1 protein-coding gene and 1 pseudogene are annotated in these 1,902 nt (G+C 71.0%); one reads left to right on the top strand and one right to left on the bottom strand.

What is annotated here, in order from left to right:
* The coding region (locus ACRDP3_RS21285) for a riboflavin kinase (RefSeq protein ID WP_431518579.1) at nucleotides 1-659 on the top strand (659 nt) is incomplete at its 5' end.
* Nucleotides 660-685: 26 nt separating this feature from the next.
* Here the strand turns inward: ACRDP3_RS21285 and ACRDP3_RS21280 are convergent.
* A pseudogene (locus ACRDP3_RS21280) lies at nucleotides 686-1,902 on the bottom strand (MinD/ParA family ATP-binding protein); the annotation flags it as partial.

Here is a 1,902-nt window from a genome sequence, read left to right as displayed (position 1 = left end):
TGGTCGACAAGCTGCACGCGCGCAGCGTCGTCGAAGGTCCCAACTTCCGGTTCGGACACCGGGCGGCGGGCAACGTCACCTTCCTCGCCGAGCTGGGCGAGACCTACGACTACGACGTGGTCGTCATAGACCTCTACGAACGCGGCCGCGCCGGAGGCGGCGAGCCCTTCTCCTCGACCCTGATCCGGCGGCTGGTCGCCGAGGGCGACGTCAGTGCGGCGGCAGAGGTCCTGGGCCGGCCGCACCGCGTCGAGGGCGTGGTGGTGCGGGGAGCGCAGCGCGGGCGCGAGCTGGGCTACCCCACCGCCAACACCGAGACCCTCCCGCACACCGCGACCCCCGCCGACGGGGTGTACGCGGGCTGGCTGACGGCCGACGGCGAGCGGATGCCCGCGGCGATCTCGGTCGGCACCAACCCGCAGTTCGACGGCACCGAGCGCACGGTGGAGGCGTACGCCATCGACCGGGTGGACCTCGACCTGTACGGGCTGCGGGTGGCGGTCGACTTCCTGGCCTACATCCGCGGTCAGGAGAAGTTCGAGACCCTCGACGGCCTGCTGCGCCGGATGGCCGAGGACGTCGACCGCTGCCGCGAACTGGTCGCGGCAGCGGACGCGGACGCGCAGGCGGACGCTGCGGGAACACCCGGCCCGCCGTAGGGCGGTGTGCCGGGTGTCCCGGCTCAGCCCTGGGGCGGTGCCTGCCCCGGCGGCGGCTGCTGAGGCCAGCCGCCCTGTTGCGGATACTGCGGATGGCCCGGCTGCGGAGGCGGCTGCTGTTGCCCGTACGGCTGCTGCCCGTATTGCTGTTGCCCGTAGGGCTGTTGCGGCGGCTGGCCCGGGAACTGCTGCCCCGGCATGGGCGGTTGGCCGGGCTGCTGCTGACCGGGCATCGGCGGGGCCAGCTGCGGCGGCGGGTTGCCCGTCGCCGTCCACAGGCCCTGCTCCTGCTGGGCACGCGCGAAGTCCTCGGCGATGAGTGCGGACAGATCGAAGTACGCCTCGCGCGTCTTCGGCCGCATCATGTCGAGATCGAGCTCGGCGCCCGCGGACAGATGCTCGTCGAAGGGGATCGTCACCACGCCGCGGCAGCGGGTCTCGAAGTGGGACACGATGTCCTCGACCTTGATCATCTTGCCGGTCTCCCGCACACCCGAGATCACGGTGATGCTGCGCTGCACCAGATCGCCGTACCCGTGCGCGGAGAGCCAGTCGAGCGTGGTGCTCGCGCTGCTCGCGCCGTCCACCGAGGGGGTGGAGATGACGATCAACTGGTCGGCGAGGTCGAGCACTCCGCGCATCGCGGAGTAGAGCAGGCCGGTCCCCGAGTCGGTGAGGATGATCGGGTACTGCTTGCCGAGGACGTCGAGGACGCGGCGGTAGTCGTCGTCGTTGAAGGTCGTCGAGACGGCCGGGTCCACGTCGTTCGCCAGGATCTCCAGCCCGGAGGCCGTCTGGGAGGTGAACCGGCGGATGTCCATGTAGCTGTTGAGATAGGGGATCGCGGTGACCAGGTCGCGGATCGTCGCGCCGGTCTCCCGGCGAACGCGGCGGCCGAGCGTGCCGGCGTCCGGGTTGGCGTCGATCGCGATGACCTTGTCCTGGCGCTCGATCGCGAGGGTCGAGCCGAGGGCCGTGGTGGTCGTCGTCTTCCCGACGCCGCCCTTGAGGCTGATGACCGCGATCTTGTAGCACGACAGCACCGGCGTACGGATGAGGTTGAGCTTGCGCTGCCGCTCGGCCTCTTCCTTCTTGCCGCCGAGCTTGAAGCGGGAAGCCCGGGCCGGGTTCTGCGGGCGGGGCTTGCGCTTGCTGTTGACCAGCCGGTCGGAGGACAGCTCGACCGCTGCCGTGTAACCGAGCGGCGAGCCGCCCTGGTTCTGGCGGCGCGGGTCTACGGGCT

This window comes from Streptomyces sp. (assembly GCF_050698815.1).
Lineage (GTDB): Bacteria > Actinomycetota > Actinomycetes > Streptomycetales > Streptomycetaceae > Streptomyces.
Note: the sequence above shows the minus strand (reverse complement) of the source record. Positions and strands in the feature narration are given on the sequence as shown.